The 25,088-nt window shown below is 63.8% G+C and carries 25 protein-coding genes; 2 read left to right on the forward strand and 23 right to left on the reverse strand.

Annotated features, from left to right (window positions below; translation table 11 throughout):
• Nucleotides 1-2 precede the first annotated feature (2 nt).
• The 6 genes from cysZ to BM341_RS05295 form a co-directional block, all read right to left on the reverse strand.
• A complete protein-coding gene (gene cysZ, locus BM341_RS05270) occupies nt 3-737 on the reverse strand; it encodes a sulfate transporter CysZ (RefSeq protein WP_089793663.1) in 735 nt (244 codons plus the stop codon).
• Between the two features lie 132 nt (nt 738-869).
• Nucleotides 870-1,601, reverse strand: a complete 732-nt coding sequence (phoU, locus tag BM341_RS05275) for a phosphate signaling complex protein PhoU (RefSeq protein WP_089793665.1) — start codon at nt 1,599-1,601, stop codon at nt 870-872.
• Between the two features lie 26 nt (nt 1,602-1,627).
• On the reverse strand, nt 1,628-2,431 hold the full coding sequence (gene pstB, locus BM341_RS05280) for a phosphate ABC transporter ATP-binding protein PstB (RefSeq protein ID WP_175507812.1): 804 nt from the start codon (nt 2,429-2,431) through the stop codon (nt 1,628-1,630).
• 41 nt (nt 2,432-2,472) lie between these two features.
• Entirely contained in the window at nt 2,473-4,056 is a 1,584-nt protein-coding gene (pstA, locus tag BM341_RS05285) for a phosphate ABC transporter permease PstA (protein WP_089793669.1), read from the reverse strand.
• A 1-nt stretch (nt 4,057) separates the two neighbouring features.
• Nucleotides 4,058-5,278 (reverse strand): ABC transporter permease subunit, encoded by a 1,221-nt coding sequence (locus BM341_RS05290; RefSeq protein ID WP_089793671.1) that lies wholly within the window; start codon nt 5,276-5,278, stop codon nt 4,058-4,060.
• 64 nt (nt 5,279-5,342) lie between these two features.
• Nucleotides 5,343-6,287, reverse strand: a complete 945-nt coding sequence (locus BM341_RS05295) for a PstS family phosphate ABC transporter substrate-binding protein (RefSeq protein WP_425431974.1) — start codon at nt 6,285-6,287, stop codon at nt 5,343-5,345.
• A gap of 133 nt (nt 6,288-6,420) precedes the next feature.
• Here BM341_RS05295 and BM341_RS05300 point away from each other — a divergent pair, with 133 nt between their 5' ends.
• Nucleotides 6,421-6,828: an acyl-CoA thioesterase gene (locus BM341_RS05300; RefSeq protein WP_089793673.1), complete on the forward strand. Its 408-nt coding sequence runs from the start codon at nt 6,421-6,423 to the stop codon at nt 6,826-6,828.
• A gap of 32 nt (nt 6,829-6,860) precedes the next feature.
• On the opposite strand, the gene BM341_RS05305 is transcribed toward BM341_RS05300, so the two are convergent.
• The 4 genes from BM341_RS05305 to hexR form a co-directional block, all read right to left on the reverse strand.
• The gene (locus BM341_RS05305) at nt 6,861-7,955 is read right to left on the reverse strand and encodes a TRAP transporter substrate-binding protein (protein ID WP_089793675.1); all 1,095 of its coding nucleotides are present in this window, start codon (nt 7,953-7,955) and stop codon (nt 6,861-6,863) included.
• A gap of 74 nt (nt 7,956-8,029) precedes the next feature.
• Nucleotides 8,030-8,488: a phosphate-starvation-inducible PsiE family protein gene (locus tag BM341_RS05310; RefSeq protein ID WP_089793677.1), complete on the reverse strand. Its 459-nt coding sequence runs from the start codon at nt 8,486-8,488 to the stop codon at nt 8,030-8,032.
• Nucleotides 8,489-8,501: 13 nt separating this feature from the next.
• Entirely contained in the window at nt 8,502-10,706 is a 2,205-nt protein-coding gene (uvrD, locus tag BM341_RS05315; protein ID WP_089793679.1) for a DNA helicase II, read from the reverse strand.
• A 65-nt stretch (nt 10,707-10,771) separates the two neighbouring features.
• A complete protein-coding gene (gene hexR / locus BM341_RS05320) occupies nt 10,772-11,635 on the reverse strand; it encodes a transcriptional regulator HexR (RefSeq protein ID WP_089793681.1) in 864 nt (287 codons plus the stop codon).
• Between the two features lie 249 nt (nt 11,636-11,884).
• On the opposite strand from hexR, the gene BM341_RS05325 reads away from it, so the two are divergent.
• Nucleotides 11,885-12,100: a PA3496 family putative envelope integrity protein gene (locus tag BM341_RS05325; protein WP_089793683.1), complete on the forward strand. Its 216-nt coding sequence runs from the start codon at nt 11,885-11,887 to the stop codon at nt 12,098-12,100.
• 46 nt (nt 12,101-12,146) lie between these two features.
• On the opposite strand, the gene BM341_RS05330 is transcribed toward BM341_RS05325, so the two are convergent.
• The 13 genes from BM341_RS05330 to atpB all read right to left on the reverse strand — a co-directional run bounded on the left by BM341_RS05330 (nt 12,147) and on the right by atpB (nt 25,067).
• On the reverse strand, nt 12,147-13,004 hold the full coding sequence (locus tag BM341_RS05330; RefSeq protein WP_089793685.1) for a DUF72 domain-containing protein: 858 nt from the start codon (nt 13,002-13,004) through the stop codon (nt 12,147-12,149).
• 5 nt (nt 13,005-13,009) lie between these two features.
• Nucleotides 13,010-14,845, reverse strand: a complete 1,836-nt coding sequence (glmS, locus tag BM341_RS05335) for a glutamine--fructose-6-phosphate transaminase (isomerizing) (RefSeq protein ID WP_089793687.1) — start codon at nt 14,843-14,845, stop codon at nt 13,010-13,012.
• Nucleotides 14,846-14,885: 40 nt separating this feature from the next.
• Nucleotides 14,886-16,250, reverse strand: a complete 1,365-nt coding sequence (gene glmU / locus BM341_RS05340) for a bifunctional UDP-N-acetylglucosamine diphosphorylase/glucosamine-1-phosphate N-acetyltransferase GlmU (protein WP_089793689.1) — start codon at nt 16,248-16,250, stop codon at nt 14,886-14,888.
• An 80-nt stretch (nt 16,251-16,330) separates the two neighbouring features.
• A complete protein-coding gene (locus BM341_RS05345) occupies nt 16,331-17,410 on the reverse strand; it encodes an FAD:protein FMN transferase (RefSeq protein ID WP_089793691.1) in 1,080 nt (359 codons plus the stop codon).
• 35 nt (nt 17,411-17,445) lie between these two features.
• On the reverse strand, nt 17,446-18,243 hold the full coding sequence (locus BM341_RS05350) for an undecaprenyl-diphosphate phosphatase (RefSeq protein WP_089793693.1): 798 nt from the start codon (nt 18,241-18,243) through the stop codon (nt 17,446-17,448).
• 185 nt (nt 18,244-18,428) lie between these two features.
• Complete coding sequence (locus BM341_RS05355; RefSeq protein ID WP_089793695.1) at nt 18,429-18,860, reverse strand: F0F1 ATP synthase subunit epsilon; 432 nt, start codon at nt 18,858-18,860, stop codon at nt 18,429-18,431.
• A 25-nt stretch (nt 18,861-18,885) separates the two neighbouring features.
• On the reverse strand, nt 18,886-20,262 hold the full coding sequence (gene atpD / locus BM341_RS05360; protein ID WP_089793697.1) for a F0F1 ATP synthase subunit beta: 1,377 nt from the start codon (nt 20,260-20,262) through the stop codon (nt 18,886-18,888).
• Between the two features lie 65 nt (nt 20,263-20,327).
• On the reverse strand, nt 20,328-21,209 hold the full coding sequence (gene atpG, locus BM341_RS05365) for a F0F1 ATP synthase subunit gamma (protein ID WP_089793699.1): 882 nt from the start codon (nt 21,207-21,209) through the stop codon (nt 20,328-20,330).
• 68 nt (nt 21,210-21,277) lie between these two features.
• The gene (gene atpA / locus BM341_RS05370) at nt 21,278-22,822 is read right to left on the reverse strand and encodes a F0F1 ATP synthase subunit alpha (RefSeq protein ID WP_089793701.1); all 1,545 of its coding nucleotides are present in this window, start codon (nt 22,820-22,822) and stop codon (nt 21,278-21,280) included.
• A 16-nt stretch (nt 22,823-22,838) separates the two neighbouring features.
• On the reverse strand, nt 22,839-23,375 hold the full coding sequence (locus tag BM341_RS05375) for a F0F1 ATP synthase subunit delta (RefSeq protein WP_089793703.1): 537 nt from the start codon (nt 23,373-23,375) through the stop codon (nt 22,839-22,841).
• 11 nt (nt 23,376-23,386) lie between these two features.
• Nucleotides 23,387-23,857: a F0F1 ATP synthase subunit B gene (locus tag BM341_RS05380; RefSeq protein ID WP_089793705.1), complete on the reverse strand. Its 471-nt coding sequence runs from the start codon at nt 23,855-23,857 to the stop codon at nt 23,387-23,389.
• Between the two features lie 72 nt (nt 23,858-23,929).
• Nucleotides 23,930-24,157, reverse strand: coding sequence for a F0F1 ATP synthase subunit C (gene atpE, locus BM341_RS05385; protein ID WP_089793707.1), 228 nt, complete (start codon nt 24,155-24,157; stop codon nt 23,930-23,932).
• Nucleotides 24,158-24,242: 85 nt separating this feature from the next.
• On the reverse strand, nt 24,243-25,067 hold the full coding sequence (gene atpB / locus BM341_RS05390; protein WP_089793709.1) for a F0F1 ATP synthase subunit A: 825 nt from the start codon (nt 25,065-25,067) through the stop codon (nt 24,243-24,245).
• Between the last annotated feature and the right edge of the window lie 21 nt (nt 25,068-25,088).

Genomic DNA, 25,088 nt, shown 5'->3' on the forward strand with positions numbered 1-25,088 from the left:
GCTCAGGACGGGACGCGGGCGGGTACCAGGTGACGGTAATGGCGATCCCACATCAGCACGGCGCCGGCCACCGCGCCGGGCAACAGGAACAGATTGGCCAGGGGAATCCAGGTGATCAGCATGACCCAGCCGCCGAAGGTCAGCGTCGGCCAGCGCCGCGACGAGAGCCGGCGACGCATGTCCCGAAAGCTCACCAGGTTATTGTCCATGGGGTAATCGAGATAGGTAATGGCCATGATCCAGGCCGAGAAGGCCAGCCACAGCAGCGGCGCGGCCAGGTTGATCACCGGAATCCAGCTGATCACGAACAACACCGCCATGCGCGGCAGGATGTAGGCCAGCTTGACCAGTTCACGCCCCACGGCATCGACGCCGGTCCTGAACAGGCCGCGGTCGTCCGCGGGCGGGCGGCCGGTCACTTGGGCCTCGACCCTGGCGGCCAGAAACCCGTAGAACGGCGCCGCGATCAGATGGGTGACCAGGGTGAAGGTGAAGAAGACGATCAGCACCAGGCTGATCACGAACAGCGGCCAGATCAGCCAGGAAAGCCACTCCAGCCAGCCGGGGACCATGGCCATCCAGCCATCGAGCCAGCCACCGAAGTTGGCCACCACGTAGCCGAGCATCGCGGCGTAGACCACCAGGTTGACCAGGATCGGCAGGAAGACGTAGCGACGCAGGCCGGGCGTATAGACCAGCCGGGTCCCGCGTGAAAGGGCCGTAAAGGCATCGAGCATGGGCAAGTCCTCGCAGAAACGACACAGGCCATCACCCCGGGGCGATGGCCTGCGTTATTGACGGCCAAGTGGGGCCGACGTTCAACCCTTCTCCAGGTTCCATGCCGGCCGACGTTCAATCTCCGTCGACGCTTACCGCTTTCGAGTGACGATCGATTGCTCGTCGAGGTCGTCGGGGTCGGTGTGACGAATGTCGAGGCCCTTGACCAGATAGACCACGTACTCGGCCAGGTTATTGGCATGGTCGCCGATGCGCTCCAGCGCCCGCAGGATCCACATCACGCTGAGCACCGAGGAGATCGACCGGGCATCTTCCATCATGAAGGTCATCAGCGAGCGCATGGCGCTGCCGTACTCGCTGTCCACCTCGTCGTCCTCGTGCACCAGCTTGAGCGCGAGTTCGGTGTCCAGGCGGGCGAACGAGGTCAGCGCGTCGCGCACCATGCGCCGCACATGCTCGCTGATCATGCGCACCTCGACGAACCCGCGATGCCCGGTATCGGCACTGATCAGCTCGATGGCGTTGCGGGCGATCTTGCTCGCCTCGTCACCGATGCGCTCAAGATCCGAGGCGGCGCGGATCACCGCCAGCACCAGGCGCAGGTCCGACGCGGTAGGCTGGCGGCGCGCCAGCACCTGGGTGCACTCCTCGTCGATCTTGATCTGCATGTCGTTGACGGCACGATCGTTCTCGACCACCCGCTCGGCCAGGTGGGAGTCGCTTTCGAGCAGGGCGCCCACGGCGTCCTGCACCTGCTTTTCCACCAGGCCGCCCATCGCCATCAGGTGCGTCTTGAGCTCTTCGAGCTCGTGATTGAACTGCCGGGAGATATGCTGGCTGTGACTTTCGCTGGTGATATCCATGGATACTCTCCTAGGGGGACGGCCAATCAGGCCATGCGCCCGGTGATGTAATTCTCGGTGCGCGCGAGGCGCGGATTGGTGAACAGGCTGTCGGTGGGACCGTACTCCACCAGTTCGCCTTGCTGAAGAAAGGCGGTGTAATCGGACACTCGCGCCGCCTGCTGCATGTTATGAGTGACGAGCACCAGGGTGAGGCTCGCCTTGAGGTTGCGGATCAGCTCCTCGATCTTCAGGGTCGAGATGGGGTCGAGCGCCGAGGCGGGCTCGTCGAGCAGCAGCACCTCCGGACCCACCGCCAGGGTCCGGGCAATCACCAGGCGCTGCTGCTGGCCGCCGGACAGCGTCCAGGCCGACGCGCGCAGGCGATCCTTCACTTCCTCCCAGAGCGCCGCCGCGGTCAGGGCCTCCTCCACCGCGTCATCGAGCTGGCGCTTGCGCAGCCCCCCCTGCAGGCGCAGGCCGAATGCGACGTTGTCGTAGATCGACATGGGGAAGGGATTGGGCGCCTGGAACACCATCCCCACGCGTCGACGCAGTTGTGCCACGTCCATCTCCGGACCATGGATATCGCTGCCTTCCAGGCGTATCCGGCCCTGGCGGACGACATCCTCGTTGAGATCATGAAGGCGATTGAGCGCGCGCAGCAGCGTCGACTTGCCGCATCCGGAGGGCCCGATGAACGCCGTCACGCGATGCCTCGGCACCCGCAGCGTCACGTCGCGCAGCGCCGTCTTGTCACCGTAGGCCAGGCACAGCCCCTCGATCTCCAGGCAGCTCGCCTCGCGCTTGAAGGCAAGAATCGTCCCCGAGGGGGCCATTGCGGGCGGCATCAAATCGGACATTCAACAACTCTCCCTGGTCCGGACACGGCTCAATGACGCGGTAGCCTGCCATGACGCGACCTCAGATGATGACGCAGAAATATTGCAGTCAGGTTAAGCCCCAGAATTACCAGCACCAACAACAGAGCCGTGGCGTATGCCAGGGGTAGCGCCGCCTGCACATCACTGCCATGAAACGCCGTATCATAGATATGATAGCCAAGGTGCATGAACTTCCTTTCCAGGTGCAGGAAGGGAAAGTTGCCATCCACCGGCACCTGCGGCGCCAGCTTGGCCACCCCCACGAGCATCAGCGGCGCCACTTCACCGGCGGCGCGCGCCACCGCCAGGATCATGCCGGTGAGCATCGCCGGCGTCGCCATCGGCAGCACCACCCGCGTGAGCATTTCCAGCCGCGTGGCGCCCAGCGCCAGGGCACCCTCGCGTTGGTGATCGGGAATCCGCGCCAGCCCCTCTTCGGTGGCCACGATCACCACCGGCAGCGTCAGCAGCGCCAGGGTCAGCGAGGCCCACAGCAGCCCGCCGGTGCCGAAGGTCGGCGACGGCAGGGTGTCGGCGAAGAACCATTCATCCAGCGAGCCGCCGATCCCGTAGACGAAGACCCCCAGCCCGAAGACGCCATAGACGATGGACGGCACCCCGGCCAGGTTGCGCACGGCGATCCGCACCAGACGGGTCATGCGCCCCTGATGGGCGACTTCGTTGAGATAAATCGCCGCCAGCACGCCGAAAGGAGCGACCAGCACCGACATCAACAGCACCATCAACACGGTGCCGAAAATCGCCGGCCAGACGCCGCCGGCACTGTTGGCCGCCCGTGGCCCTTCGGCGAGGAAGCGCCACACGCCCTGCCCCCAGGCCGCCAGCTTGTCGGGGACCGACATGGCGTTGGGCCGCTGGGCCCGTACGATACCCTCGATCGGCTGCCAGAGGCGTGTGCCGTCGACGCTTTCCAATAGCACCTCCCCGCTTTCCATGGTCATCTGAAGCTCGCGCAGCCGCGCTTCGGCGCGAGCGAGTTCAGCGGCAAGCGTGGCGTTCTCCCCGTCGGCAAGGCGTGACGCCAACGGCAGGATGGTGTCGTCGCGTAGCCTGGCCAGCTCGTTGCGCAAGGCCTCGAGCTCGGCGAGGCGTGCCACGAGACTTTGCCAGGCGGCTTCCCCCTCAACCAGGGCGTCTTCGCGACCGACTTTCCGTTGCCCTTCCACTCCGTCATCACCGCCTCGTAGCGCCATCAGGCGACCGTGAAACGCCCCCCAGCGTTGGCGCTCCAGCACCACCAGATCATCGGGGTGGCGCTCCGCCTCGATGGTCGCTACCTCCACCCAGGTCCAGGGGCTGCCTTCCAGGTCGCGATTGGCGGTGTGATAGAGCCGCTCTTCACCGCCACCGCCCGGCAACGGCGCCTCCTTCACCGCCATGCCCGCGAAGCGGCTGCCATCCTGAAGCTCGACCAGCGTCACCGGGGCGGGCCAGAAATGGCCCAGGCCACGTACCGCCAGCAGCAGCAACAGCGCCCCCAGCATCAGCAGCGAGATCGCCACGCTGCCGGCCGTCAACCAGGGCCAGGGACCCTCGCCGCGCGGGAACCCGCGCTGTTTCGACATCGCCATCTCAGGCGCCTCCCAGGCGGCGGTAGCGGCGTCGCAAGCGGGTGCGCACCACTTCGGCCAGGGTATTGACCAGGAAGGTGAAGACGAACAGCAACAGTGCCGCCATCAGCAGCAGGCGATAGTGGGTGCCGCCGGGTGCCGCTTCTGGCAACTCGATGGCGATGCTGGCGGCCAGGGAGCGCATCCCCTCGAGCGGGCTCAGGGTCATCAATGCGGTGTTGCCGCTGGCCATCAGTACGATCATGGTCTCGCCGACGGCGCGGCCGGCACCGATCATCACCGCCGACAGCACGCCGGGACTGGCGGCCGGCAACACCACGCGCCACAGCGCCTGCCAGCGCGTGGCGCCCAGCGCCTCGGCCCCCTCGGCAAGGCTCGACGGCACCCCGGAGAGGGCATCCTCGGCCAGCGCATAGATGCTCGGCATCACGGCGATGCCCATGGCCAGACCGACGATCAGCGCATTGCGGCTGGCATAGTCGAGCCCGAAACGGGTCGCCAGCCAGCCACGCAAGTCGTCATCGAACCAGCGAGCCTCCAGCCAAGGCGCCAGCTCGAACGCGGCCACGCCCAGCAGCAACAGCCAGGGCATTAGCCACAGGCCGGCCCAGCCCAGCGTCAGGCGCGCGCGCCACGGCCTTGGCAGGCGGGCGCGGAGCATCCCCGCGGCGAACAGGCCGGGGATCATCACCAGTACCAGGGTGAAGGCGCCGGCCAAGTGACGCTCCACCCAGGGCGCCAGCACCAGCCCGGCGATAAAACCGATCACCACGCCGGGCAGCGCCTCCATCAGCTCCAGGGTCGGCTTGAGGCGGCTGCGCAGGCGCCGTGGCATGTACATGGCCGAGTGGATCGCCGCCCCCAGCGCCAGCGGTACCGCGATGACCAGCGCCCACAACGCCGCCTTGAGCGTCCCCCAGGCCAGCGGCGCCATGCTGTAGCGCGGCGTCTCGTCCGGCATGGCAGCGGCGGGTTGCCAGCGGAATTGCGGCGTGTCGAGACCTGCATAGGTCTGGGGTAACCAGAGCGCGTCGATATTCACCGTGCCTGCCACGCCGGACGCCCAGAACAACGGCACGACCTCGACTGCCAGGAACACGCCGATGCCCAGCACCGCGACGATCACCCCGATCCCGCCGGCGGTAATCAAGGCCGTCGCCAAACGATCGACGCCTTGGCGCAGGCGCTGTCGATAGCGCGATGGTGGGAAAGCATCCCTCATGGTTGCCGCTCTGGAGGGCTATACCACCACAATACGACAACCGCATGACAGGACCGTGACAGCCTCACTCTCTTCCCTCCAGCCCCAGCTCGCGACGCTGAATGGCCAGGGTCGCCTCGGGGAGGGTAACGAACCCCAGTTCGGCCACGGTTGCCTGTCCCTCGGCCGAGAGGATCTGCTCGAGCAGCGCACGTTCAGGGCCCGGCAAGGTCTCACCCGGCGGCAGGTTGGCATAAAGAAACAGGGTACGCGCCAGCGGATACTCCCCCGAGCGCACCTGCGCCGGGTGCGGGGCGACCGCGTGACTTTCATCGTCGCTCAGGGCCAGCGCGCGAACGCCCGGCGTCAGGTGGTTGAGGCCCGCATACCCCATGGCGGACCACGATGACGCTACGGCCTCGACAACCGCAGCCGAGCCGGGATGCTCATCGATGCGCACGCGGAAATAACCGTCGCACAGGGCACGGCGCCGGAACAGACCGTGGGTCCCCGAGGCGGCATTGCGCCCCTGCAGTTCGATACGCCCGGCCGGTTGCTCGATACCCAACTGGTGCCAGTGGGTGATGTCGCGCTCTCCACCGCAGCGCCGCGTGTCGGAGAAGATGGCATCCACGGTGGCAAGGCTCAACGACGCCAGCGGGTTGTGACGATGGACCACCACCGCCAGGGCGTCGCGGGCGATCTTGATCTCGGTCGGCGGGTAACCGTGACGCTCAATGAAACGTCGCCGCTCGTCATCGGTCATGGGCCGTGACATCGGCCCCAATCGCGTCGTGCCGGCAATCAAGGCCGGCGGCGCGCTGGCCGAACCGCTGGCCTGAAGCTGCAGACGGACCCCCGGATGGCGCTCGGTGAGCTGTTCCCCCCAACGCAGCATCAGTCCCGCCAGGGTATCCGAGCCGATGGCGCCGAGCGTACCGACGGTGTCGTCGGCACTCGCCAGAGGCAGCCAGGCTGCCAGCAGCAGACCGAGGAGCCTCCACCGCCAGCGCCTTGCCATGATTCGCATGCTGCCTCCCTGAAACTGTCCCCCTGAACCGACGGGCCGGGTCATGATGTCGCAAGGCTGGTGGCGCAGCCGGTGCAACCGCTACCATGTCGCCGAACGCCGATACCCACAACAACAAGTTGGATCTTTGCCGATGACCGAACTCGATGATATTCCCGCACCGTGCGGCCGATTGACCCTCAAGCTGCTGGCCAGCCGTCAGGATGCCAATCTGCATGACGACATCGCCGGCGGCTGGCTGGTTGCCCATATGGATCAGGCCGCCGAACTGGCCGCCGGGCGCGAGGCCCTCGGCCGCACCGCCACCGTGGCCATCGAGGCGATGGATTTCCTTTGCCCGGTGCGCGTGGGCTCCATGGTCAATATCTTTACCGAGGTGCGCGAGATCGGCCACAGCTCGGTGAAGGTCGATGTGGAGGTGTGGATTCGGCCGCCCCACGAACGCGACCCCGAGGAACTCTACAAGGTCACCGAGGCCTGCTTCGTGATGGTCGCGCTCGACGATAACGGACGAATCCGCGCGGTCCGCAAGACAAACTGAGCAAACGAACCGCCGTCACGGCTGCTCGCGCCTCAGCGGTCGGCAGCAACGTTGTCGCGCGCCTTCAGATAAGCGTATTCACCGACATCGGTGAATGGCCGCACCCGCTTCTGAAACGCCTGATAAGACTCGTAGACCTTTCTGGATTGCTCATCGTCCTCGACCTGCTTCTGGAGGACGTCCATCGAGGAGGCATAGAGCGCTTCCATGACCTCCTCGGGGAAGGTGCGCAACTCGACGCCGTGCTCGTTGACCAGGGTCTCCAGCGCTTCGGCGTTGCGATAGGCAAACTCGCTGATCATCGCCAGGTTGGAGGCTCGCGCCGCCTCGGTGACCACGTCCTTGAGATCGTCCGGCAGGGCATTCCAGGCGTCCAGGTTGACGGTGCCTTCAAGGACGGCACTCGGCTCGTTCCACACCGAGGTATAGTAATACTTGGCTACCTGATGCAGGCCGAAGGCCAGGTCGTTGTAGGGACCGACCCAATCGGCGGCGTCCAGCACACCGGTCTGCATGGAAGTGAAGATCTCGCTGCCGGGCATGTTGACCGTGGTGACGCCGATACCGTTCATCGCCTCGCCGGCGAGGCCGGGCAGGCGCAACTTGAGGCCTTGCATATCCTCCAGGGAGTTGACCTCCTCCTTGAACCAGCCACCCATCTGGGTACCGGTGTTGCCTACTGGGAAGGGCTTGAGGTTGTGCCCAGCATAGACCTCATCCCACAGCGCCTGGCCACCGCCATGATAGAGCCAGGCGTTGGTTTCGGTGGTGGTCATGCCGAAGGGCACGGCCGTGAAGAACTGCGAGGCCGCTACCTTGCCGCGCCAGTAGTAGGAGGCGGAATGGCCCATTTCAGCGGTACCGGCCGATACCGCATCGAACACTTCAAGCGGTGGCACCAGTTCACCGGCCCCGTGCACGCGGATGCGCATGCGGCCATTGGAAAGCTTCTCGATGCGCTCGGCGAAGTCGTTGGCACCAGTGCCCAGGGCAGGAAAGTTGGTAGGCCAGGAGGTCACCATGTTCCAGGTGATGGTTTCCTGGGCGCTCACCGTGGTGACAAAGGGTGCCGTGGCGCCGGCGGCGGCACTGACGCCGATGGTCTTGAGAAACTTGCGTCGTTGCATGAGGCGTGACTCCGTAGCGTTTTTTTGATGGCGCCTTCACAGGGCACCGTTGTCGCGGAACCGAGAGGAGCGGTTCAGCGCGAGGTCTTGTTGCCGAGCCGGATCAAGTAATAGCTGATGCCCAGCGCCAGCACGGCCGCCGACAGCGCGGCGATCATCCAGGGATCAATGCTTTCCAGGTCCATCACCATGAATTTCCTGACCAACGCCATGACGGCGATCAATACCACGATCTCGACCTGAATGAAGCTGCCGCGCCCTTCCATGGTACGCACAATGGAATTGTTGAATTCCATGGCGATCAATACCGTCAGGATCATATCGAAAACTGCCTGGAAAACGCGATAGTCGAACGGATCGCGGGTCTGCAGGAACAGCAGTTCAATCACGTGGCGGACCAGATAATAGATGGCCACCAGCACCACGACACCGATCGCCATGGTAAGCACCAGCGACACCAGCCGCTCGAAACGCTGATAGCCGGAAAGCGCCGACCATTGGTCCATCAGCTCGGGAAACCATTTCTTCAGCATGCGCTTTCTCCGTTCACAGCGGTGTCAGCTTGGCGAATCCCAGTACCAGCCACTTGTCGCCCTCACCCTCGAAGCTGACCTGCACCCGGGCCCGTTCGCCCTCGCCCTCGGCGTTGAGAATCACGCCCTCGCCGAACACCGGATGGCTGACCCGCTGGCCCAGCGAGAGCGATGGCAGCGTATCGCCGCCGTTGACCGAGCTCTGTCGCCAGCCCTGACTGGGACGAGACGTCGTCACCGGACGCGAGATCTGGCCGCGCAGACGGACCTCCTCGAGAAATTCCGCGGGAATCTCGCGCAAAAAGCGTGAAGGACGCTGAAAGGTCTCCTTGCCATGCAGGCGCCTGAGCTCGGCATGGGTCAGGTAAAGCTTGCGCATGGCGCGGGTCAGGCCCACGTAGCACAGCCGGCGCTCCTCCTCGAGGCGGCCCGGCTCTTCCATCGACATCCGGTGGGGGAAGAGCCCCTCCTCGACGCCCGCGATGAAGACCACCGGGAACTCGAGTCCCTTGGCGGAGTGCAGGGTCATCAGCTGCACGCTGTCCTCGAAGTCCTCGGCCTCATGGTCGCCTGCGTTCAGCGCGGCTTCGGCCAGGAAGGCCTCCAGCGCCACTACGCCCTCACCGGCCACCGGCGGCTCGAACACATCGCCCTGAATGAACGCCTTGGCCGCCGTGACCAGCTCTTCGAGGTTCTCGACGCGCGCCTGACCCTTCTCGCCCTTTTCGCTGCGATGATGCTCGATCAGCCCCGTCCGCGTCATGACGTGATCGATGATCTCGTCGAGCGCAAGGCCGGCGGTATCGTTGTCGAGGCGCTCGATCAGGTCGGCGAAGGCCTGGGTCGTCGCGGCGGCGCGGCCCTTGAGCGAGGCATCGAGCAGGGCATCATGCAGCGCCTGCCATAGCGAGACATCGGCCTGGCGAGCCCGGGTGCGCAGGATCTCCACGGTGCGGGTGCCGATGCCGCGGGCCGGCACGTTGATCACCCGCTCGAGCGAGGCGTCATCGTCGCGGTTGAGCAGCAGACGCAGGTAGGCCAGCGCATTCTTGATCTCCAGGCGTTCGTAGAAGCGCTGGCCGCCGTAGATGCGGTAAGGCACGCCCTGGCGGATCAGCGTTTCCTCGATCACCCGGGACTGGGCATTGGAACGGTAGAGGATGGCGATCTCGCGACGCGTATGGCCTTCATCGACGCGTTCCTTGATGGTGTCAACGATGAAGCGCGCCTCGTCGAGGTCGTTGAAGCCGGCATACAGCGAGATCGGTTCGCCACGGCTGACGTCTGTCCACAGCTCCTTGCCCATGCGTCCAGCGTTGTGACTGATCAAGGCGTTGGCGGCATCGAGGATGGCGCTGGTCGAGCGGTAGTTCTGCTCCAGACGCACGGTGCGGGTATCGGTGAATTCCTGCTCGAAGCGGCGGATGTTCTCCACCCGCGCGCCGCGCCAACCGTAGATCGACTGGTCGTCGTCGCCGACCACGGTCATCGGCGTGCGCATGCCGGAGAGCAGCTTGAGCCAGGCGTACTGCAGGGTATTGGTGTCCTGGAACTCGTCGACCAGCATATGCCCGAAGCGCTCCTGGTAATGGGCGAGCAACGCCGGGTTGTCACGCAATAGTTCCAGGCTTCTGAGCAGCAGCTCGCCGAAATCGACCAGGCCACCGCGATCGCAGGTCAGCTGATAGCGCTCGTACAGCTCGACCATCTGGCCGAGATAGGCATCGCCGTGGGCGTCGACCTGGTGAGGACGCAGCCCTTCCTCCTTGCAGCCGGATATGAACGACTGTACCTGGCGCGGCGGGAAGCGTTCGTCGTCGATGCGGTAGTCCTTGAGCAGACGCTTGATCAGGCGCAACTGGTCGTCGGAGTCGATGATCTGGAATTGCTGGGGCAGCCGCGCGTCCTGCCAGTGGGTTCGCAGCAGGCGGTGGGCGATGGAGTGAAAGGTGCCGACCCACACGTGGCGCAGCGAGATGCCGAGCAATGCCTCCAGGCGGGTGCGCATCTCGCGGGCCGCCTTGTTGGTGAAGGTCACGGCGAGTACCGCATAGGGCGAAAGCCCTTCGGCCTGCATCAGCCAGGCGATACGATGGACCAGCACCCGGGTCTTGCCTGAGCCGGCGCCGGCCAGCACCAGCATGTTGCCCTGGGGGGCGCTGACGGCCTCGCGCTGGGCGGTGTTGAGGTGATCGAGGATGGCCGTGACGTCGTCCATAGCGGAAAGCGATTGCCGAGTCGAAAATGAGCGCCCAGTTTAGCATATCGCCCTACCGCGCGGGCTCAGGGCTTGCGCTGAGGCTCGGGGAAGCGCAGCGGCGTGAGACTCTTCTTCACTTCGCGGAGCTGCTCGGCAAGTTTCGGGCCACGGGTCTTGGCCACGCCAACCGCCAGCACATCGATCAGCACCAGATGGGCGATGCGCGAGCTCATGGGGGTGTAGATCTCGGTGTCCTCGTGGACATCGATATACAGCGGCAGGGTCACCTCCTCGGCCAGTGGCGAGCCGCTGGGGCACAGCCCGATCACCGTGGCGCCGGCCTCGCGGGCCAGGCGCACGCTGGCCACCAGGGCGCGCGTGCGTCCGGTCTGGGAGATCGCCACTACCACGTCGCCCTCCTTGAGCGTCACCGCCGACATGTTCTGCATGTGTGGGTCGGCGTGGGCGGCGGTGGAGATCTGCAGGCGGAAGAACTTGTGCTGGGCATCGAAGGCCACCGCCCCCGAGGCGCCATACCCGTAGAATTCCACCCGGTTGGCCAACGCCAGGGCATTGATCGCCTGGCCGAGGGCCTCGTTGTCGAGACGGTCACGCACCGACAGCAGGGTTCCCACGGTGGAATCGAAGATGCTGTGGGAAAACTCCGCCACCGAGTCGCTGTCGCTCATCGAGAACTGGGCGAACTGGCTGCCCGAGGCCAGCATCTGCGCGAGCTGCAGCTTGAAGTCCTGAAAGCCATTGCATCCCAGGGCGCGGCAGAAGCGTACCACGGTGGGCTCGCTGACCTTGGCTTCGGTCGCCAGATCGACGATACGCATATGGATCACGTCTTCGGGGTTGCGCAGCACGAAACGCGCGACCTTCTGCTCGGAGCGACGAAAATGCTCCATGCGTCGTCTCATCTCATCGAACAGGGCACGGCTCACGTGACACTCCTTGGAGGCAGACCGCCCGCCACGTAACGAGCAAGACGGTGGAAAACGGTAACGAATAAACCTCCCTAGTATGCCCCAAGCCGACCTGTAAGGGGGACCGTCCAGTCGAGTGAGGCCTGCGGACCGTAATTTTCATTAGCGTTAATATAACGTTGTGGCTTTTCACCCACGCCGTCATCATTCTGTCAAGCGAGGTATAGTAAGAATTGCAGTGTCGCGAGTCTTTTAGGAGAGTTGAACATGCGCAATGTCGAACGGTTATCTTCCCTGAAGACGGAACTCCTCGACATCTTCATGAGCATGCAAGTCGCCGAACACGAGCAACGCTCCCGCACCGCCGCCCAGCGCAATTTACGGGCGCGGCGGGGCATCGAATTACACAAGGAGTTCAAGCAGCTCTCACAACACCTTGCCGCGTTGCCCAGCGATGAATGGGTAGAAGACGAAATGCATTGAACGGGAACGCCACCGAATGGCGAGATAAACGAACGCACGAAACGGCCTAGAACAGTCGAGCCTGGCTCTCCCCGGCGAAGGGCGCGAGAGGCGGCAGTGAACAGCGTTCGATAAGCCGCGAGTACAGGCGCCGGGCGAGTTCAGGGGCCTCTCGATTATCCGGAGTATGCACAAACAGAAAAGGGGTTTTCCCCTGTTTTATCCACAGGCAGAGTCGATCGATCCAAGGCTCGAAATAGCGCTCGTTGAGCCCGCTATCCAAGTGACCGATGAAGCGCACTAACGGTCTCTCTGCCGTGGAAAGCACGTGTAATGGGCGTCTTGGCTTTTCCTGACGAGCCTTGTGAACGACCGGAGCCTCATTGTCCGACGCCGCGAAGAGTGCCCGCACATCGAGCATCACCCGGTCCACGCCTTGACTTATCAACAATTGGTTGAGCGCAATTTCCGCCGCCCCCTTGTGGAAAAAATCACTGTGACGCACCTCGACGGCACAGGGGATTGCTGAGGGCCAGTGAGACAGCAGATGATCCAACTGTGGCAGCTCGTCGATACCGAAATCCCTGGGCAGCTGAACCATCATCGGGCCCAGGCGATCATGCAATGGCGCCAGCGCCTCGAGAAATGCCTCGAACTCCGTCTCGATACCCACCAGTCGCCGCTCATGGGTCAACCGTGCCGGCAGTTTGAAACAGAAGCGAAACCCGGCGGGCGTCTGCCGGGCCCAGGCCGCTACCGTCTCGGCGCGCGGGGCGCCACTGTAGAAGGTGGTATTGCCCTCCACGCTGGAAAAGACCCGCGCGTAATCGCCCAACCAGCCATCGCTGCCGGCATGGGGCGGATAGAGCCCGCCACGCCAGGCGTCGTTGGCCCACATCGGCAGGCCAAGATGCAGGCGCGGCATCGGGTTTACTCCACCGTCACCGACTTGGCCAGGTTACGCGGCTGGTCGACGTCGGTGCCCTTGAGCACCGCCACGTGATAGCTGAGCAGTTGCAGCGGCAGGGTATAGAGAATCGGCGCCAGGGCCTCGTGAACGTGCGGCAGGCGCAGCACATGAATGCCCTCCGCCTCCTCCAGCGCCACATGCTCGTCGGCGAACACGTAAAGCTCGCCGCCCCGAGCCCTGACCTCCTGCAGGTTGGACTTTAGCTTGTCGAGCAGCTCGTCATTGGGCGCCACCGAAATGACCGGCATCTCGCTGTCCACTAGGGCCAAAGGACCGTGCTTCAGCTCGCCGGCCGGATAGGCCTCGGCATGGATATAGGAGATTTCCTTGAGCTTCAGCGCCCCTTCCAGGGCGATGGGGAAGTGCACACCGCGTCCCAGAAAGAGCGCATGGTGCTTCTCGGCGAAAGCGGTGGAGAGCGACTCGATCTGGCTGTCCAGCGCGAGGACTCGCGTGACCAGCGCCGGTAGGCCCCTCAAGGCCGCCACCAGCTCGGCCTGCACAGCCTCGTCCAGGCCCTTTATCCGGCCCAGCGCCAGGGTAAACAACATCAGCGCGACGAGTTGGGTGGTGAAGGCCTTGGTGGAGGCCACGCCGATTTCTGGCCCGGCGTGGGTCATCAGGGTCAGGTCCGACTCACGCACCAGCGAGCTTCCCGGCACGTTGCAGATCGCCAGGCTGCCCAGATAGCCGCTAGCGCGCGCGAAGCGCAGCGCCGCCAGGGTATCGGCGGTCTCGCCGGATTGCGAAAGCGTCACGAACAGCGTTCCCTCAGGCACTACCACCCGGCGATAGCGGTATTCGGACGCGACCTCTACCTGTACCGGAACACCGGCGAAACGCTCGAGCCAGTAGCGCGCCACCATACCGGCATGATAGCTGGTGCCACAGGCCACGATATGCACCTGCTTGACGCGGTCGAACAAGGCAGCGGCCTCGGGGCCGAAGCTCTCCACCAGCACCCTTCGCTCGCCCAGACGGGCTTCCAGCGTAGCGGCAATCACCGCCGGTTGCTCATGGATCTCCTTGAGCATGAAATGGCGGAACTCGCCCTTGCTGGCGGCGCCGTCGCCATGCTCGAAGGTCTGCACCGGACGCTCGACCACCCGGCCCGAGCTATCGTGAATCTCGATAGCGCCTCCGCGTGACAGGCGCACCAGATCACCCTCTTCCAGATAGATGAAGCGGTCGGTGACCTGCAGCAACGCCAGCGGGTCCGACCCCAGGAAAGCCTCGTCGATGCCTACGCCGACGACCAGTGGGCTGCCCTTGCGCGCGCCGATGATGACATCGGGGTCCTGGGCGTTCATCACCGCCAGCGCATAGGCACCATCGAGTTTCGCCAGGGTTCGTTTCACCGCATCGAACAGGTCATCGCCGACGCGGGATTCCTGGTCCACCAGATGAGCCACTACTTCGGTATCGGTTTCCGAGCTGAAGGCGTAGCCGCTGGCAATCAGCTCGCGACGCAGCGTTTCATGGTTCTCGATGATGCCGTTGTGCACCACCGCCAGTCGTTCGCCGGACTGGTGCGGATGCGCGTTGGTCTCGGTGGGCCGGCCATGGGTCGCCCAGCGCGTATGGGCAATGCCACAGTGGCCCGGCAGCGCTTCGGCGGCCAGACGCTCCTCGAGCGCCGCCACTTTGCCCGCCGCCCGCTGGCGCTTGAGGTTGCCATCGGGCGACTGGACTACCATGCCTGCCGAATCATAGCCGCGATACTCGAGTCGCTTGAGGCCTTCGAGCAGGATGCCCTGAACATTGCGCTCGGCAACAGCACCGACGATTCCACACATGCCACTTCTCCTTGTTACTGGGCTGGAAATACACCAGCGACTATGACGAACGCTTGGTGGGCCGCGCCCAGCCAGGCTTGCTGATCTGGCGGCTGCGTGACACGCACAGGGCACCATCGGCGACATCCTTGCTGATCGTCGACCCCGCCCCCACCGTCGCCCCTTTACCGACGCTGACCGGCGCCACCAGCGCAGTGTTCGAGCCGATGAAGGCCTCGTCATCGATCTCGGTGCGATGCTTGTTGGCGCCATCGTAATTGCAGGTGATGGTCCCGGCGCCCAGATTGACGTTGCGGCCCAGGCGAGCGTCGCCGACGTAACTCAGATGATTGATCTTGCTACCCTCGCCGACCTCGACGTTCTTGGTCTCGACGAAGTTGCCGATTTTCGCCCCGACCGCCAGCCGCGACCCCGGCCGCAGGCGCGCAAAGGGGCCAACATGGTTGCGGCCGGCCACGACCGCCCCGTCGAGCACGCTGTGCGATTCGATCACCGATTCGGCGCCGACATGACTGTCGCGGATCACGCAGTACGGGCCGATGCGCACCCCTTCTCCCAGCTCGACGTTGCCCTCGAAGACGCAGCCGACATCGATCTCCACGTCGTGGCCACAGGTCAGCGTACCCCGGATATCCAGGCGATCCGGATCAAGAAGCGCCACGCCATCCGCCATCAGCCCCTCGGCCAGGTCGCGCTGGTAGGCTCGCTCGAGGCGCGCCAGTTCAGCACGGTTATTGACCCCCTCGACCTCACGCGTCCTGACGGGCTGGGTGGTAACGATCGTGACCCCTTCGCCGGCGGCCATGGCGATGATATCGGTGAGGTAATATTCGCCCTGGGCGTTATCGGCGGAGAGCCTCGGCAACCATCGCTGCAATTGCTGGGCGGTCATCGCCATGATACCGGTATTGCACTCGCGGATCGCTCGCTGTGAGTCACTGGCATCCTTGTGCTCGGCAATTGCCACCGCCTCGCCGTCGCCATTGCGCAGGATACGACCATACCCCCCCGGGTTCTCCAGGGTGACGGTCAGCAGTCCGAGATGCTGTTCGTCGACGCTCTCGAGCAGCTTCGCCAGCGTTTCGCGGCGAATCAGCGGCACATCACCGTAGAGCACCAGCACCTTGCCGTTGCCCAGCCCTTCCAGCGCCTGGGCCACGGCATGGCCGGTGCCTTTCTGCTCGGTCTGCACGGCGAAATGCACCGGATAGTCGGCGAGTGCTTCACGTACATGCTCGGCGCCGTGCCCCACCACCACGTGGGTACGCTCGGCCTGTAGCCCGCGAGCCGTATCGATGACATGTCGCACCATCGGCTTGCCGGCCAGGCGGTGGACCACCTTGGGCCGGGTGGAACACATGCGACTGCCTTGTCCGGCCGCGAGGATCACCACATCGAGGCTCATCGTAACTCCTTGACGGTTGGTCGTTATTACCAGTTTAACGAATTCAGGCGGGCCGGACGTTTATCACCGGACCGACAGGGTCACCTCTCATTGATGACCTCGAGGCCCTCTTCCTCGACCAGCGCCTCGCCGAAGCGCGTGGCGAACGCAGGGCTGACACGACTGCGCCAGCCGTCATCATCGTCGCGCACGATCATCAGCACCTCGAGCTGCTGGTCGCGGGCCACCCTCATGCCCTGTTCGTCGCCGAGCACCATCAAGGCCGTGGCCCAGGCATCCGCCCAGGCGTTGGAGGGGTGAGCCACCGTCACCGAGGCCAGGCGATGCTCGATGGGACGCCCGGTGCGGGGATCCAGGGTATGTGAATAACGTTGCCCCTCCGCCTCGAAGTAGTTGCGATAATCGCCCGAAGTGGCCACCGAAATATCGTGCAGCGGGAGGATATGCCGCGCCTGCTGCGGTCCATTATGGGGTCTTTCGATACCGATCTGCCATGGCGTATCTTCCCGGTCCCGATACCCTTGGGCCAGCAAGTCACCGCCGAGGTTGACCAGGTAGTGCTCCATGCCCTGGCGCGCCAGGTAGTTCGCGACGCGGTCGGTGGCATGGCCCTTGGCCACCGCGGAAAGATCGATAAAGACATCCCGGACACGTCGTGCCTGGCGCGATTCCACATCCAGCTCGAGGCTGTCGGGGCCGATCTCGGCCAGCCGTGTCGCCAGGGTCTCGTCATCCGGCGTCTCGCGGGGTCGCGCCTCGGGGCCGAAACTCCACAGGTTCACCAGTCCGCCGATGGTGATATCCAAGGCGCCGTCGCTGGCCTCACCCACCGACTGACTGATCGAGAGCACTTCGATCAGCTCGTCGGAGAGCGGTTGCCACTCGCCCACGGGCGCGTCATTGAAGGCCGAGAGCTCCGAATCCTCGCGCCAGGTGGACATGGCCGTATCTACCGCTTCGAGCTCGGCAACGATCCCTTCCTCCAGCGCGTCGGCCTCGCCCAGGGTCAGCGGGTCGGCGATCGATACCTGATAGAAGGTGCCGAAGATCTCGCCTCCAAGCTTGACTGGCGACTCCAGCGGGCGGTCACGCTCCGAGCAGCCGGCCAGCAACACCAGCAGCAGGACCAGATACCATGGCAAGCGGCGCATCGGCAACATCGTGAACAGTCTCCGTCGAGGCATGAAACAGGCGGCTAGCCGAACAGCCACAGCAGGGCAACGCCGAGAAGCAGCCGGTAGACCACGAAGGGCTGCATGCCGAGGCGACGGATAAAGGCCAGAAAATAGTGAATGCACAGGTAGGCGCTGAGACCCGACACCAGCGCGCCCAGCACCATGTCACCAGCGTCCACCGGAATGGACGCCTCAACCAGGTTGACGATCTCGAGCCCCGCGGCCAGCACGATCACCGGAATCGACAACAGAAAGGAGAAGCGCGCCGACGCCTCGCGATTCAGCCCGAGCAGCAGCGCCGCGGTCATGGTAATCCCCGAACGCGAGGTACCGGGGATCAGTGCCAGCGCCTGGGCGATGCCGATCCACAGCACGTCGACCCAGCTCATGCTGTATTCGCTGCGCGACCCCCGGTGGCGCCAGTCGGCATACCCCAGCAGGATGCCAAAGACGATCAACCCGCCGGCCAGTATCAGCGGCGAGCGCATGGCCGTCTCGATGGTGTCGTGGAAGGTCAGGCCGGCGAGCGCCACCGGGATGGTGGCCAGGAGCACCCACCAGGCCAGACGGGCATCATCGTCGGTGCCCCTGCCCGCCACACTGATGCCCCAGCTGCGCGTCATGGTGACCAGCTCGTGGCGGAAATAGAGCACTACCGCCGTCAAGCTGCCCAGATGCAGCGCCACATCGAAGGCCAGGCCCTGATCGCCCCAATCGGAAAAGACCGGTACCAGAATCAAGTGGGCGGAGCTGGATACCGGCAGGAACTCGGTCAGTCCTTGAACGATAGAAAGAACGACGATCTGGAGCCAATCCATGAAACTTCCTGCTGAAGGAACGGAGACGGGGAGACCCGCGTTTAAGACCGTGAAGAGGATACACAAGCCGGAGCGTGATGTCCGCCCGTTACTGTCTCAGGAAGCGCTGAGTAGCGCGGGGGCGCACTATAAAAAACGCCCCCCGAACCGGGTCCGGGGGGCGTCAATCAGCATGATGAGCTTGCTCAGCTCTTACCGCCGGCCTTCTTGCGCAATTGCTGAATGGTCCGCAGCTGTGCTACCGCTTCGGCAAGCTCGGCCGAGGCGCGGGTATAGTCAAGCTCGGATGACTTGTCATTCAGGTGTTTCAGCGCTTGCTGGCGGGCCTCTTCGGCGGCCGCTTCATTGATGTCGTGCGCACGGGTCGCCGCATCGGCCAGGATGGTCACCACGTCGGGCTGGACTTCCAGGAAGCCTCCCGAGACGTAGTAGCTCTCCTCCTGGCCGCCATCGTAGATCACCCGCACCGGCCCCGGCTGGAGCTCGGTCAGCAGCGGGGCGTGGCCGGGAAGAATCCCCAGCTCGCCCATCAGGCCATTGGCGATGATCCGCTCGATCTCCCCAGAGAAGATGCCTTCCTGGGCACTGACGATCTCGCATTTGAAGCTTTTCGTCATGACGACGTCTCCCGGGTGGAAGGGATTACTTCATCTGGTTGGCTTTCTCGACGGCCTCGTCGATGGTGCCGACCATATAGAAGGCCTGTTCCGGCAGCTCGTCGTACTCGCCGTCGAGGATGCCCTGGAAGCCACGAATGGTTTCCTTGAGCGACACGTACTTGCCGGGCGAGCCGGTGAAGACCTCGGCGACGAAGAACGGCTGTGACAGGAAGCGCTGGATCTTGCGTGCCCGGTACACGGACCGCTTGTCCTCGTCGGACAGCTCGTCCATCCCCAGGATGGCGATGATGTCCTTGAGCTCCTTGTAGCGCTGCAGCACCCCCTGCACGCCACGCGCGGTGTTGTAGTGCTCCTCGCCCACGACCAGCGGGTCGAGCTGGCGCGAGGTGGAATCCAGCGGGTCGATGGCCGGGTAGATACCCAGCTCGGCAATCGAGCGCGCCAATACCACGGTCGCATCCAGGTGGGCGAAGGTGGTCGCCGGTGACGGGTCGGTCAAGTCATCCGCCGGCACGTAAACGGCCTGCACGGAGGTGATCGAGCCGGTCTTGGTCGAGGTGATGCGCTCCTGAAGCAGGCCCATCTCTTCGGCCAGGGTCGGCTGGTAACCTACCGCCGACGGCATACGTCCCAGCAGTGCCGAGACCTCGGTACCGGCCAGTGTATAGCGGTAGATGTTGTCGACGAACAGCAGCACGTCGCGGCCTTCATCGCGGAACTTCTCGGCGATGGTCAGGCCGGTCAGCGCGACGCGCAGGCGGTTGCCGGGCGGCTCGTTCATCTGACCGTAGACCAGCGATACCTTGTCGATAACGTTGGATTCGGTCATCTCGTGATAGAAGTCGTTACCCTCGCGGGTCCGCTCACCCACGCCGGCGAACACGGAGTAACCGCTGTGCTCGGTGGCGATGTTGCGGATAAGCTCCATCATGTTGACCGTCTTGCCCACGCCGGCACCGCCGAACAGGCCGACCTTGCCGCCCTTGGCAAACGGGCAGACCAGGTCGATGACCTTGATGCCTGTTTCCAGCAGTTCTTCGGCAGCGGCCTGGTCGGCATAGCCGGGCGCCTTGCGGTGAATCGGCATGCGCTCGGCCTCGCCGATCTCGCCTGCCTCGTCGATGGGCTCGCCGAGCACGTTCATGATGCGACCCAGCGTCTCCGTACCCACGGGCACGGAAATCGCGGCACCGCTGTTGTCGACCGCCATGCCGCGCTTGAGCCCTTCGGTAGAGCCCATGGCGATGGTGCGCACCACGCCATCACCCAGCTGCTGCTGGGTCTCCAGAACGGTCCCGACTTCCGAGACCGTCAGCGCGTCGTAGACCTTGGGAACATCGTCCCGCGGAAACTCTACGTCAATCACCGCGCCGATGATTTGTACGATACGTCCGCTCATCTTGGTTCCTCTCAAATACCTGCAAATGAAACCTGCTTGCCGGGAGGGTCGCACCCTCCCCGACGCTAAACGGCGGCGGCGCCACCGACGATCTCGGAGATTTCCTGGGTAATGGCGGCCTGGCGGGCCTTGTTGTAGACCATTTCCAGGTCGTCGATCAGACCGCCCGCATTGTCGGTGGCGCTCTTCATGGCAATCATCCGCGCGGCCTGCTCGCAGGCCCCGTTCTCGACCACCGCCTGATAGACCTGCGATTCGACGAAACGCACCAGCAGGCTATCCAGAAGCGCCTTGGCATCCGGCTCATACAGGTAGTCCCAGCTACCGGGACGCTTGTGTTGTTCGTCGTCGGGATCCCTGCCCATCTCGGGCGACAGCGGCAACAACTGGCGTACCACCGGCTGCTGGACCATGGTGTTGACGAATTCGTTGTACACCACGTAAATCCGGTCCAGCTGGCCCTCGTCGTAGGCATCCAGCATCACTTTCACGCTGCCGATCAGGTCGTCGACTTCCGGCGACTCCCCAAGGCCGCTCTTCGCCGCCACCAGGTTGCCCCCGTAGCTGCGGAAGAAGCTACCTGCCTTGCGGCCTAACGCGCAGAAATCCAGCTCGGCACCGTCGTTGCGCCAGTCTCGCGCGTCCTTGACCACGGTCTTGAACAGGTTGACGTTCAGACCGCCGCAAAGCCCGCGATCGGTGGAGACGACGATGTAGCCGACTCGCTTGGCCTCACGCTCGATCATCCACGGATGCTTGTACTCCGGATTGGCATCGGCGATGTGGCCCACGACGCTACGGATCTGACGCGCATAGGGCTGACCGGCCTTCATCAGCTCCTGAGCCTTGCGCATCTTCGACGCAGCCACCATTTCCATGGCGCTGGTGATCTTCTGCGTGTTCTTGATGCTCCCGATCTGGGTGCGTATCTCTTTTGCAGCTGCCATAGCGATCTACTCCGTTCGTGGCACTCAGAAAGCTCCAGGGCCCGCCCCAAGGGGGCGAACCAATGGGATTACCAGCTCTGAGTGGCCTTGAACTTGTCGAGACCCTCTTTCAGACCGCTCTTGATCTCGTCGTCGTAGTCGCCGGTCTGGTTGATCTTGTCGAGCAGCTCGCTGTACTCGGCCTTCATGAAGTCGCGCAGGGCGCGCTCGAAAGGCAGCACCTTGCTGACTTCGACGTCCTCCAGGTGACCTTCGTTGGCCGCGTAAAGGGAGACGGCCATCTCGGCCACCGACATCGGCGAGTACTGATTCTGCTTCATCAGCTCGGTGACGCGCTGCCCGTGCTCCAGCTGCTTGCGGGTGGCTTCGTCCAGGTCGGAGGCGAACTGGGCGAAGGCCGCCAGTTCGCGATACTGAGCGAGGGCCAGGCGCACGCTACCACCGAGCTTCTTGATGATCTTGGTCTGGGCCGAGCCACCGACACGCGACACCGAGAGACCGGCGTTGATGGCCGGCCGGATCCCCGAGTTGAACAGGTCGGTCTCGAGAAAGATCTGACCATCGGTGATCGAGATCACGTTGGTCGGAACGAACGCCGAGACGTCGCCGCCCTGGGTCTCGATGATCGGCAGGGCCGTCAGCGAGCCGGTCTTGCCCTTGACCTCGCCATTGGTGAACTTCTCGACGTAGTCGACGTTGACGCGAGCGGCACGCTCGAGCAGGCGCGAGTGCAGGTAGAAGACGTCACCCGGGTAGGCCTCGCGCCCCGGCGGACGACGCAGCAACAGCGAGACCTGACGATAGGCCACGGCCTGCTTGGAGAGATCGTCATAGACGATCAGGGCGTCTTCGCCACGGTCGCGGAAATACTCACCCATGGTGCAGCCGGAATAGGGGGCGAGGAACTGCATCGGCGCCGGGTCGGCAGCGCCGGCGGCGACCACGATGGTGTGCTCCATGGCACCGTGCTCTTCGAGCTTGCGCACCACGTTGGCAATGGTCGACTGCTTCTGGCCGATGGCCACGTAGACGCAGGTGACGCCCTTGCCCTTCTGGTTGATGATCGCGTCGATAGCGATGGCCGACTTGCCGATCTGGCGGTCGCCGATGATCAGCTCGCGCTGGCCACGACCGATCGGCACCATGGCGTCGATGGACTTGAAGCCCGTCTGGATCGGCTGGTCGACGGACTGACGCGTGATGACGCCCGGCGCGACCTTCTCGACCGCATCGGTGAGCGTGGTGCTGATATCGCCCTTGCCGTCGATGGGAATGCCGAGCGCGTCGACGACGCGACCGCACAGCTCGGGACCCACCGGTACTTCGAGAATGCGCCCGGTGCACTGGGCCGTCATGCCCTCTTCGAGCTCCTGGTAGTCGCCGAGCACCACGATGCCCACCGAGTCGCGCTCGAGGTTGAGCACCATGCCGAAGATGCTGCCGGGGAATTCGATCATTTCACCGAACATTGCATCTTCGAGCCCGTGAACTTTCACGATGCCGTCGGAAACGCTGACGATGGTGCCCTGATTGCGGGCTTCAGATGCGACATCCAGCTTCTCGATACGCTGCTTGATGATGTCGCTGATCTCGGAAGGATTCAGTTGCTGCATGCCATGTCCCTCGGACTCAAGCGGTAAGGGCTTCGGAAAGGCGCGTTAATCGACCACGTACCGACCCGTCGATGACGGTATCGCCGGCACGCAGGATAACGCCGCCGAGAAGCGCCGGGTCCACCTGAGTGGTAATGGAGATTTCGCGATTCAGGCGCTTCTTGAGCGCACCGGCGAGCTTGTTCTGCTGCTTGTCGTCGAGCGGATAGGCCGACACCACGGTGACATCGACGCGCTGCTCGAGCTCTGCACGTAGCCGCTCGAACTGTTCGGCAATGGCCGTCAGCGCCGGGAGACGATTCTTGACACCCAGGGTCTCGAGAAAGCGGCGGACCGCCTCGTCGGTATCGACCTCGGCCAGCTCGAGCAGTAACGCCACCTTGCGCTCGGCCGTGAGGCCGGGATGCATCAAGAGTTTCTGCACATCACGCACGGCGGCGACCCGGCCCAGCTTGACCAACACGTCGGCCCAGACGTCAAGCGCCTCGTGATCGCGGGCGTACTCGAATGCTGCCCTGGCGTAGGGCCTGGCGACGGTAGATGTTTCCGCCATGGGTCACCTCCTCACAGTTCGGCGGCAAGCTTGTCGAGCAGCTTGCGATGTGCCTTCTCGTCAACGGAGGCTTCGAGGACCCGCTCTGCACCGGATACCGCCAGATGCGACACCTGAGCACGAAGCTCTTCCTTGGCGCGCTGGACTTCCTGATCGATCTCGGCGCGGGCACCGGCAACGATACGCTCACCTTCGCTACGGGCCTGCTCGCGCGCTTCCTCGATCATTTGCGAGGAGCGCTTGTTGGCCTGTTCGAGGATCTGAGACGCCTGCTCCTTGCTTTCGCGCAACGTCTCGTTGGCCCGTTCCTGAGCCAGTTCGAGGTCACGCGTGGCACGGCTGGCCGCATCCAGACCATCGGCGATTCTCTTCTGGCGCTCGTGGAGCGCATTGCTGATCGGCGGCCACACATACTTTGTGCAAAACCAGACGAAGATCGCGAAGGCGATCGTCTGTCCGATTAGCGTCATGTTGATATTCACAGGGATGTACCTCTGACAGGTTCGTGGCGACCGGAAACCGACAAACCGAGCGCTCGGCGCTCGGTAGTGTCATTAACCGGCAACGACGAAGATCAGATACATCGCGATGCCCACACCAATCATCGGCACGGCGTCGAGCAGACCGGCCATGATGAAGGTCTTGGTTTGCAGCTGATCACCCAGTTCCGGCTGACGTGCGGTGGACTCGAGCAGCTTGCCGCCGAGCAGGGCAAAGCCGATGCCGGTCGCCAGAGCGCCGAGGCCGATGATGATCGCAGCAGACATGTAGACCATTTCCATGATGATACTCCTGATGTTGAGTTGTGGTTCAGCGGGTGATGGGTTTAGGGGTTGAGTGGATCAAGCAGAGAAGCGTGGCTCGGAATCAGTGGTGCTCGTGAGCAGCGCTCAGGTACACGATGGAGAGCACCGTGAAAATGAAGGCCTGCAGGGTCACCACCAGAATGTGGAAGATGGCCCAGGGCACATCGAGCAGCCAGATGGCCCAGAAGGGCAACAGGGCAATCAGGATGAAGATGACCTCACCGGCAAACATGTTGCCGAATAGACGCAGGCCGAGACCCAGCGGCTTGACCAACAGGCCGATGATCTCGAGCACCAGGTTGAAGGGGATCAGCGCCCAGTGATTGAACGGCGTCAGCGAGAGCTCCTTGGCGAAACCGCCGGCGCCCTTGACCTTAATGCTGTAGTAGATGATCAGGCAGAAGACACCCAGCGCCATGCCCAGCGTTGCATTGGGGTCGGTGGTAGGCACGATCTTCATGTAATCGACGCCGAGGCGAATGAAGAGCTCGGGGAAATAATCGACTGGAATGATCTTGAGCGTATTCATGAGCAGAATCCACACGAATAGCGTCAGCGCCAGCGGGGCGATGATCGGGTTCCTGCCGTGAAAGGCTGAACGCACCAGGTTCTCGATAAACTCGACGACCATCTCGACCGCATTCTGCAGACCGCTCGGGACACCGGTAGTCGCCATGCGGCCTGCCTTGCGAAACAGCCAGATGAACAGCGCCCCCATGGCGATCGACCAGCCCATGGTATCCAGGTGAAGGGCCCAGAACCCCATCTCGCGGGCCTCGAGAGCCGAATGGGCCATCGACCAACCATGCTCGGGGTGATAGCCGAAGGTCAGATTCTGAAGGTGGTGCTGAATATATTCCGTCGGCGAGGGGTTATTACCAGCCATGGATCTGCCTCTCGTTGGGGT

It is taken from the genome of Halomonas korlensis (assembly GCF_900116705.1).
In the GTDB taxonomy this organism is placed as follows: Bacteria; Pseudomonadota; Gammaproteobacteria; order Pseudomonadales; family Halomonadaceae; genus Halomonas; species Halomonas korlensis.

Bases quoted from the DNA above. Each gene is read 5' to 3' on its own strand.
- cysZ (WP_089793663.1), bottom strand. From the start codon at position 737: ATGCTCGATGCCTTTACGGCCCTTTCACGCGGGACCCGGCTGGTCTAT.
- phoU (WP_089793665.1), bottom strand. From the start codon at position 1,601: ATGGATATCACCAGCGAAAGTCACAGCCAGCATATCTCCCGGCAGTTC.
- pstB (WP_175507812.1), bottom strand. From the start codon at position 2,431: ATGCCGCCCGCAATGGCCCCCTCGGGGACGATTCTTGCCTTCAAGCGC.
- pstA (WP_089793669.1), bottom strand. From the start codon at position 4,056: ATGGCGATGTCGAAACAGCGCGGGTTCCCGCGCGGCGAGGGTCCCTGG.
- BM341_RS05290 (WP_089793671.1), bottom strand. From the start codon at position 5,278: ATGAGGGATGCTTTCCCACCATCGCGCTATCGACAGCGCCTGCGCCAA.
- BM341_RS05295 (WP_425431974.1), bottom strand. From the start codon at position 6,287: ATGCGAATCATGGCAAGGCGCTGGCGGTGGAGGCTCCTCGGTCTGCTG.
- BM341_RS05300 (WP_089793673.1), top strand. From the start codon at position 6,421: ATGACCGAACTCGATGATATTCCCGCACCGTGCGGCCGATTGACCCTC.
- BM341_RS05305 (WP_089793675.1), bottom strand. From the start codon at position 7,955: ATGCAACGACGCAAGTTTCTCAAGACCATCGGCGTCAGTGCCGCCGCC.
- BM341_RS05310 (WP_089793677.1), bottom strand. From the start codon at position 8,488: ATGCTGAAGAAATGGTTTCCCGAGCTGATGGACCAATGGTCGGCGCTT.
- uvrD (WP_089793679.1), bottom strand. From the start codon at position 10,706: ATGGACGACGTCACGGCCATCCTCGATCACCTCAACACCGCCCAGCGC.
- BM341_RS05325 (WP_089793683.1), top strand. From the start codon at position 11,885: ATGCGCAATGTCGAACGGTTATCTTCCCTGAAGACGGAACTCCTCGAC.
- BM341_RS05330 (WP_089793685.1), bottom strand. From the start codon at position 13,004: ATGCCGCGCCTGCATCTTGGCCTGCCGATGTGGGCCAACGACGCCTGG.
- glmS (WP_089793687.1), bottom strand. From the start codon at position 14,845: ATGTGTGGAATCGTCGGTGCTGTTGCCGAGCGCAATGTTCAGGGCATC.
- glmU (WP_089793689.1), bottom strand. From the start codon at position 16,250: ATGAGCCTCGATGTGGTGATCCTCGCGGCCGGACAAGGCAGTCGCATG.
- BM341_RS05345 (WP_089793691.1), bottom strand. From the start codon at position 17,410: ATGTTGCCGATGCGCCGCTTGCCATGGTATCTGGTCCTGCTGCTGGTG.
- BM341_RS05350 (WP_089793693.1), bottom strand. From the start codon at position 18,243: ATGGATTGGCTCCAGATCGTCGTTCTTTCTATCGTTCAAGGACTGACC.
- BM341_RS05355 (WP_089793695.1), bottom strand. From the start codon at position 18,860: ATGACGAAAAGCTTCAAATGCGAGATCGTCAGTGCCCAGGAAGGCATC.
- atpD (WP_089793697.1), bottom strand. From the start codon at position 20,262: ATGAGCGGACGTATCGTACAAATCATCGGCGCGGTGATTGACGTAGAG.
- atpG (WP_089793699.1), bottom strand. From the start codon at position 21,209: ATGGCAGCTGCAAAAGAGATACGCACCCAGATCGGGAGCATCAAGAAC.
- atpA (WP_089793701.1), bottom strand. From the start codon at position 22,822: ATGCAGCAACTGAATCCTTCCGAGATCAGCGACATCATCAAGCAGCGT.
- BM341_RS05375 (WP_089793703.1), bottom strand. From the start codon at position 23,375: ATGGCGGAAACATCTACCGTCGCCAGGCCCTACGCCAGGGCAGCATTC.
- atpE (WP_089793707.1), bottom strand. From the start codon at position 24,157: ATGGAAATGGTCTACATGTCTGCTGCGATCATCATCGGCCTCGGCGCT.
- atpB (WP_089793709.1), bottom strand. From the start codon at position 25,067: ATGGCTGGTAATAACCCCTCGCCGACGGAATATATTCAGCACCACCTT.